The organism is Kitasatospora sp. NPDC032757 (assembly GCF_055579305.1).
Window position 1 is genome coordinate 1 of sequence record NZ_JBVINN010000034.1, and the last position, 7,351, is coordinate 7,351.

At 74.1% G+C, this 7,351-nt stretch carries 7 protein-coding genes; 2 read left to right on the forward strand and 5 right to left on the reverse strand.

Annotated features, from left to right (window positions below; translation table 11 throughout):
* Positions 1-155 precede the first annotated feature (155 nt).
* Together ACZ5WK_RS29340 and ACZ5WK_RS29345 are read left to right on the forward strand one after the other, a co-directional pair.
* Complete coding sequence (locus ACZ5WK_RS29340) at positions 156-1,310, forward strand: inorganic phosphate transporter (RefSeq protein WP_465551729.1); 1,155 nt, start codon at positions 156-158, stop codon at positions 1,308-1,310.
* The gene (locus ACZ5WK_RS29345) at positions 1,307-1,552 is read left to right on the forward strand and encodes a hypothetical protein (protein WP_465551731.1); all 246 of its coding nucleotides are present in this window, start codon (positions 1,307-1,309) and stop codon (positions 1,550-1,552) included. The genes ACZ5WK_RS29340 and ACZ5WK_RS29345 overlap by 4 nt, the downstream gene beginning before the upstream one ends.
* A 299-nt stretch (positions 1,553-1,851) precedes the next feature.
* On the opposite strand, the gene ACZ5WK_RS29350 is transcribed toward ACZ5WK_RS29345, so the two are convergent.
* From ACZ5WK_RS29350 to ACZ5WK_RS29370, 5 genes are all read right to left on the reverse strand, one after another.
* The gene (locus ACZ5WK_RS29350; protein WP_465551903.1) at positions 1,852-1,971 is read right to left on the reverse strand and encodes an ALQxL family class IV lanthipeptide; all 120 of its coding nucleotides are present in this window, start codon (positions 1,969-1,971) and stop codon (positions 1,852-1,854) included.
* Between the two features lie 32 nt (positions 1,972-2,003).
* On the reverse strand, positions 2,004-2,123 hold the full coding sequence (locus ACZ5WK_RS29355) for an ALQxL family class IV lanthipeptide (protein ID WP_331741485.1): 120 nt from the start codon (positions 2,121-2,123) through the stop codon (positions 2,004-2,006).
* 6 nt (positions 2,124-2,129) lie between these two features.
* The gene (lanL, locus tag ACZ5WK_RS29360) at positions 2,130-4,850 is read right to left on the reverse strand and encodes a class IV lanthionine synthetase LanL (protein WP_465551733.1); all 2,721 of its coding nucleotides are present in this window, start codon (positions 4,848-4,850) and stop codon (positions 2,130-2,132) included.
* Between the two features lie 264 nt (positions 4,851-5,114).
* Positions 5,115-6,113, reverse strand: coding sequence for a TolB-like translocation protein (locus ACZ5WK_RS29365; RefSeq protein ID WP_465551735.1), 999 nt, complete (start codon positions 6,111-6,113; stop codon positions 5,115-5,117).
* Positions 6,110-7,228 carry an MFS transporter gene (locus tag ACZ5WK_RS29370; RefSeq protein WP_465551737.1) on the reverse strand — a complete coding sequence of 373 codons (1,119 nt, stop codon included), beginning with the start codon at positions 7,226-7,228 and terminating at the stop codon, positions 6,110-6,112. The genes ACZ5WK_RS29365 and ACZ5WK_RS29370 overlap by 4 nt, the downstream gene beginning before the upstream one ends.
* Positions 7,229-7,351: the final 123 nt, after the last annotated feature.

Genomic DNA, 7,351 nt, shown 5'->3' on the forward strand with positions numbered 1-7,351 from the left:
TCGTCCCTCTTCTCGTTGTTCGACCTTATGTCCCGGGCATGTTGCTTCCTGGTTTCCGTTGTCCTTCCCCCCCCCCCCCCCTTCCCCCCCCCCCCCCCCCCCCCCCCCCCCCCCCAGCACCGGAAGGCTGCGGCCGACGATCTAGGTTCGGGCCCGTGACCGGCAACGACGCGGTCCTGGCTCTGGTGGTCGCCACCGCGCTGGGGTTCGACTTCACCAACGGCTTCCACGACACCGGCAACGCCATGGCCACCTCGATCGCCACCCAGGCCCTGCGCCCACGGGTGGCGGTCGCCGTCTCCGCTGTGCTGAACCTGCTCGGCGCGTTCCTGTCGACCGCCGTCGCGGCGACCATCGCCAGCGGCCTGGTCCAGAGCGGCGACGTGACCCTCACCGTGGTCTTCGCCGGCCTGGCCGGCAGCATCCTGTGGAACCTCACCACCTGGTACCTCGGCATCCCCTCCAGTTCCTCGCACGCGCTCGTCGGCGGCGTCGTCGGGGCCACGATGGCGGCAGCCGGCGCCTCGGCCGTCAAATGGCAGGGCCTGGTCTCCAAGGTGATCGTGCCCGCCACCCTGTCCCCGTTCATCGCCGGCACCGTCGCGGTGGTCGGCACCCACCTCGTCTACCGCTTCACCCGGGGCGTGTCCGAAGGCCCGCGCGACCACGGCTTCCGGCTCGGCCAGGTCGGCTCGGCCTCGATGGTCTCGCTCGCCCACGGCACCAACGACGCGCAGAAGACCATGGGCGTCATCACGCTGGCCCTGATCGCCAACGGCACCCTGGAGCCCGGGGCCACCTCCCCGACCTGGGTGATCACGTCCTGCGCGGTGGCGATCGCCCTGGGCACCTACATCGGCGGCTGGCGGGTCATCCGGACGCTGGGCAAGGGACTCCTGGAGATCGAGTCGCCCCAGGGCATGGCCGCCGAGTCGGCCTCGGCCGCGGTGATCCTGGCCTCCACCGACTTCGGCTACTCGCTCTCCACCACCCATGTGGCCACCGGATCGATCGTCGGCGCGGGGGTCGGCAAGAAGGACGCCGTGGTGCGCTGGAACGTCGCCCGCCGGATGGCGGTGGCCTGGCTGTTCACCCTGCCGGCCTCGGGCGGGGTCGGCGCCGCGGCCTACTGGGCCGCGAACGGGATCGGCGGGACCCTCGGCGTCGTGGTGATCTTCCTCGTGCTGCTGCTGGCCTCCACCGCCTTCTACGTCGCCTCCCGCCACCAGGCCGTGACACCGGAGAACGTCAACGCCACCTGGACCGGCTCGGTGGTCCCGCAACCCGACGCCGACAGGGCGGCCCTGTGAACACCTGGATCAACCTGGACGCGCTGTGGCGGATCGTCGCGGTGGGCCTTCTCGCCGGCGCCGGCCTGCCGGCCCTGTTCGCCGTCGGCCTGCGCGCCCTCAACCCACCGGCCCCGGCGGACGAGGATGTCACCGGGAAGCCGACCGCCGGGCCCATCGGCCACGTGGTGGCGGGGCTGTGCTTCGCCGCGGTGCTCGCCGCCATCGGCTGGGGGATCTCCGTCATCGTCGGCCACAGCTGAGCGGCTTCAGCTGAGCGGCCACAGCTCGGGCAGGCCGCCGGGCCGGCAGCAGAGTCGGTCGATCCACCGCACCCGTCCCGAGTGCCGGCGGCCGACAGGCGACCGGCGCGGGTGGCCGAGAGGATCTCGGCGACCCGCGCCGGCGTGGGGCGCTCGTGGTCACGCGTCCGTGTGAGTCCGGACCAGGCAATCCCGGAGGGTGAGGACAGAGGCGTCGTCCATGCCGCAGTGCTCGGTCTCCGGCGGCTGCAGGGCGGTCACGACGGATGTCGCCGTGCTCACTTCTTCCCCTGTCGGACTCACATGTCGTCGATGCTCCAGTGGCCGCACGTGAAGATGCTGAACGGGAAGCAGATGTAGTCCGTGGTGGTCTGCTCTTCGCTGTCCAGCAGCTGCAGGGCGTTGACGTCGTTGGTCATCGTACTCACTCGCTTTCCTCGGGTCGGGTCCGCTAGATGTCGCCGTAGCTCCAGTTGCCGCACGTGAAGATGCTGAACGGGAAGCAGATGTAGTCCGTCGTGGTCTGCTCCTCGCTGTCCAGCAGCTGCAGGGCGTTGACGTCGTTGGTCATGGGTGGTCACCTCCTTCCGGCCGGGTCGGGGGCGGGCAGCCACAGGCGTGGCCCGCCGTGGTGGAGCCGTACCAGCAGGCCGAGCGGCCCGGCGAGTCCGGTGTTGTAGCCGACGCCCACCCCGGTGAGGGTGTCGTCGGGGATCAGGAGCAGCCCGTCGTGGACGACGTGCCGCGCGTGGGCGCAGGCGAGGAGTTCCTCGGCACGGCGCCGGTGGCCGGGGTCGTTCAGGGCCTCGGCGAGGTCGAGCAGGTACTCGGCGTTGCCCGCGAGGCCGTGGCAGGCGGCCGGCGAGCTCCGCCACCGCCAGCGGTACACCTCGGTCGCGGCCTGTTCGGCGGTCTCGCGGTAGCGGGGATCCCCGGTGGCCTGCCAGAGGCGGATCAGGAAGGTGCCGATGCCGGAGGCGCCGCTGCACCAGTGGGGCGCGTGCGCGGGGGTGTCGGCGCCCCGGTCCTCGACGGGCCAGCCCGCGCCGCCGTCCCGCACGCGTGCGGTGGTGAGCAGGGTCTCGGCGGCCGCCCGGGCGGCGTGGACGAAGTCCTCCCGCTCCGCGGCGAACCCGGCGAGCAGCAGGAAGGTGCCGACGCCGGCGACGCCGTGGGCGAAGCCGAGATGGGTGATTCCGGCGAGCTCGGAGTCGAAGTCGGCCGGGACGGGCCACACGACACCGGAGCGGCCCTTCGCGGCGGTGGTCAGCAGGGCCTCGGCGGCGGCGACCGCACGTTCGCGGAACCCCTTGTCACCGGTGGCCTGCCAGAAGTGGAGCTGGGTGAGGCCGGCGCCCGCCACGCCGTGGCACACGTCGGGGTTGGGCCAGCGCACCGGCACCTCGCGGGCCAGCTGGGCCGCGTGCGCGGCGAGGCCGTCGTCGTCGAGCAGCCGGGCGGCGTCCAGCAGGGCCCAGGCGGTGCCGGAGCGCCCGAAGTGCAGCCCGGGCAGCTGCTGTCCGCCGGTCCGGGCCCGGGCGGCGATCCACTGCGCGGCCTCGGCGACGGTCGCCCGCAGCCGTGGGTCCGTCCGGTGTGCGGCGGCCGCGGTGAGGACGGACAGGACGCCGGCCGCGCCGTGCTGCACGTTCAGCGGATCGGTCCGCTCGGCGGAGGGGTCGGCGGGCCAGAGCCGTGCCGGGTCCAGCGGGGTCATGGTGTCCATCAGGTGGGTCAGCCCGTCGGAGAGCAGCCGCTCCGCGGTCCCGCCGTCCAGGACACGCCCGCTGTCCGGGGCGCTCCCGGTGGCGGGGGGCGCGTCCACGGGTGCGGTGGCGGGCAGCCCGGCGAGCGTCTCGCGGACCGTGTCCAGGCTCCAACGGTCGTGGGGGTCCTCCGCCATGAGCCCCAGCACCAGCGGCTGGAGGGCGGTGAGCTCCGGGCGGTCGGCGAGGGCGGCGGCCAGCAGGGCGACGAGGCGCTCGTGTTGGCCGCGCGTCGCCCCGCTGTCCGCGGCGAGCGCGGGCTCGGCGCCGGTGAGCAGGTGGAACAGCACGGCACCGAGGCTGTAGAGGTCGGACTCCGGGGCGGGGGCCAAGCCGTTCGGGGCGCTGTCGAGCACCTCCGGGGCGCAGAAGCCCGGAGTGTGGATGCCCGGAGCAAGGTCTCCGGGGCGGGCGAGGGCCTCCAGGTCGATCAGGCGGAGCTCGCCGTCCGGAGTGACCATCAGGTTGTTGGGGCTGAGGTCCCGTAGGACCAGGCCGACCCCGTGGACGGCCTCGACGACGGTCACCAGCTGCCCGGCCAGCTCCAGTACCGACGCCCGGTCGGGGCGGAGCCTCTCGGACACCCAGGAGCGCAGCGTCTGCCCGGCGATGCGTTCCTCGGCGAGGTACCGGTTACCGCCCTGGCCGAAGACGTCCAGCACCTGCGGACACAGGCCGAGCGGCGCGAGCAGCGTGTGCATCTCGGCCTCGTGGCCCAGCCGCTCGCCCGAGTCGGTGCCTCTGAGGGTGGCCCCGACGTGCCGGCGGGCCTCCTTGATGACGACCTCCTGCCCGGTCCGCCGGTCGGTGGCGAGGAAGACTCCGCCCCGGTAGGAGTGCCGGATGGCCTTGTGCACGACGTAGCGGTCGTTCAGCAGGACGCTCGTCCCGGGGGCGGGCGGGGGCTCTACGGGCGGCGGCAGCGGGGAGGTGGCCCAGGCGGGCGCGCTGAAACCGGCTCGCCGCCGGTCCCGCACGAAGCTCCCGTCGGGTGCCTGCAGCATCGGCTCGGGTGAGCCGTCGTTGGTGAGCCGGGGGTGGCCTCGGAAGGCGCCGTAGCGGTAGTGCACCAGGCTGCCCGGCCGGTACTGACGGTCGGAGAGGATGCCCGGCCCGGGCAGGTGTGCGGTGGCCCGGTGCAACTCCTCGGCCAGCTGCCGGAACTGGTCGTCGTCGCTCGGGTAGACGGTGATGAACTTTCCGCCGCCTCCCCGGTCGTAGCGGGCGGAGACGAGCTCCGTCAGACGGCCGGGGGTGCCGGCGCACTTGAACGGGGCCCGGGCGGCGACGAGCACCTCGGCGGCACGGGTCAGCACCATCGGGGCGGAGAGCGGGGTGGCCGACACGTGCAGCTTCCAGCCCTGCCTCCGGCCCGGGGCGGCGTCGCTCGGGGAGACGCGGCACCAGAAGTCCTCCGGGGTGACGGACCAGCCCAAAGCGCCCTGCCGGCGGAGCACCATCCCGATCAGGTCGGGGAAGAACGTGGCGTACGGATCTGCCGAGTCCTCGCCCGCCGTGTGCCCGTCTGCCATCGTTCTTCCTTCGTTCTCTGGAGACTGCCGGAGCCGGCCTGCGTCCGACCGCACCGCCGATCCTGCCGCCGCGGGACCTGCGGTTCATGGGGGACGAGCACGTATCTTCCGGTCCGCGGACCCCCATATACGCCCGCGCAGCCTGTGGGGCGGTCAGCGGTTCGCCACCTCGGTCCGCCACGGGGAGCTCCGAGGACCGGACACCGAGCACCGAGAACCGAGCACCGAGCCCCTGCTCCCGAGGGCCGGAAGGCCGATCGCCGGTCAGCTCGGCCCGGGCGGCGCCGGCGACACGGGCGGCAGCGGCGGCACGGCCACCGGCGACGAGCCGGCGGGCACCAGCAGGTGCGGCGCCCCGCTGCCGTCCGCCGGGACGGTCCAGACGTCGGTGCCCTTCCCGTCCCGTCCCGGCAGCGCGTAGCCGAGCGTCTCCCCGTCGAGCCAGGCCGCCTGGTCGTCCACGCTGCGCGACTCGGCAAGCGGGTGCTCGCGCATCCCGGCGAGCTCCAGGACCTGGAGCCGCCAGGGTGCGGCCGGGTCGGCCGAGACCTTCTTCTTGAAGGCGATCCGGGTGCCGTCCGGTGAGAGCGAGGGGCACTCGACGTTCTCCCGCAGGGTCCGCGCCGACCACGCCCGGAGGTCGCCCTCGATCAGGTGGGTCCGGCCGCCGGTCGACACGGTGGCGTAGAAGCGGTTGTCGTCGGCGGCGAAGCTGACGCCCCAGTAGTTGATGTCGGCGGCGTGGTAGCGGGTACCGTCGACGGTCAGCGGGATGGCCTCGATCGACTTGACCAGGTAGCCGGTGCGCAGGTCCAGGATCGACGTCCGGGTGGAGAAGGCGCCGGCCGCGTACGAGTCCCCCACGGCGAAGGTGGTCCAGGAGAGCAGCTGCCCGGAGGCCGACACCCGGGCCCGGTTCGGGATGCCGGGCACCGTCACCGTCTGGAGCTCGGTGAACCGCCGGTCGTACACCACCGCCTGGGTACGGGCCGGGACGCCGGGCAGTGCCCGCAGGCAGAGCGCGCGGTCCCCCGCGGCGTAGAACCGGGCGCAGGACGGCCCGTCCGGCGCCCCCTGGCTGCGGGCGACCCGCCCGGTGGCGGCGTCCCGGTAGTAGAGCCCGGGCTCGTTCAGGGTGAACGAGCCCTCTGCTGCGACGAGTTGGTGCCCGTCGCCGCGCTGCCTGGCGTGCAGCACGTACCCGAGCGATCCGCCTAGCAACACCAGGACAGCGATGACCAGCACCGTCGATCGCGCCTTCATGAGACCTCCCGTCCCGGCAGGATCCGCCATGCGGCGGCGAGTGCGGCGGCCAGCGCGAGTGCGGAGACCGCCAGGGCCGGTCGCGGCCCCCACCACGTCCAGGCCGCGCCGAACCCGGCCGCTCCGAGCAGCCGGGCCAGCGCCTGGCCGGTCTGCAGCACCGCGAGCCCGCTGGCCCGGCGGTCCGGCGGCAGCACCGGCCCGGCAAGCGCCATCAGCACGCCGTCCGTGGCGGCGTAGAAGACGCCCAGGAGAGCCAGGGTGAGTACGGCGGTCGGCCACCCCGGCGGAGCCGTCAGGGTGAGGTAGGCCGCGAGCAGCGCACCGTGCCCGCAGAGGAACGGGGTGCGCCGCCCGGTCCGGTCCGCGATCCGGCCCGCCGGTACGGCCAGCAGCAGGTAGCACGCCGCCGCGCCGAGCGGCAGCAAGGGGAAGAGCACGGCCGGCAGGTCCAGGCCGCGCTGGAGCAGCAGGTAGAGGAAGGAGTCGCCGACCGTCGCGGCCCCCAGCAGCGCGGCGGCGGTGACCACCCGCCTGAACACCGGGTCGCCGAGTGCGTTCCTGCTCCCGTTCCTGTTCCGGGCCGGCTTCGGCTGGACGGCCGGCACCGCCGTCCGGGCCGGGACGAACAGCATCAGCACCAGTACGCCGAGCAGGCCGGTGGCGAAGCTGACCACGAACACCGCGTCGTACGCGTCCGCCGTCGCCCACAGCACCGCTGACGCGACCAGCGGCCCGAGCAGCGCCCCCGTGGTGTCCATCGCCCGGTGCACGCCGAACGCCCGGCCGAGCGCTTCCGGCGGTGCGCTGAGCGAGATCAGCGCATCCCGCGGCGCGGTCCGCACGCCCTTGCCGAGCCGGTCGGCGGCCAGGGCGGCGGCGATCCCGCCGGCGGCCCCGCCGGCCAGCAGCAGCCCGAGCCGGGAGAGCGCCGAGAGCAGGTAGCCGACCCCGGCGACCGTCCGGTGCCGGCCGCCGCCCCGGTCGGCGAGCCTGCCGCCGAGCAGCCGGACCAGCGCCGTGGCGCCGTTGAACAGCCCGTCGAGAAAACCGAACTGGAGGGGCGAGAGGCCGAGCCCCAGTACCAGGTAGAGCGGCAGCACGGCGGTGACCATCTCCGAGGAGACGTCGGTGACCAGGCTGACCGCACCGAGCGCGACGACCGTGCCGGGGACGCGGGGGGGGGGGGGGGGGGGGGGGGGGGGGGGGGGGGGGGGGGGGGGGGGGGGGTTGTGGGT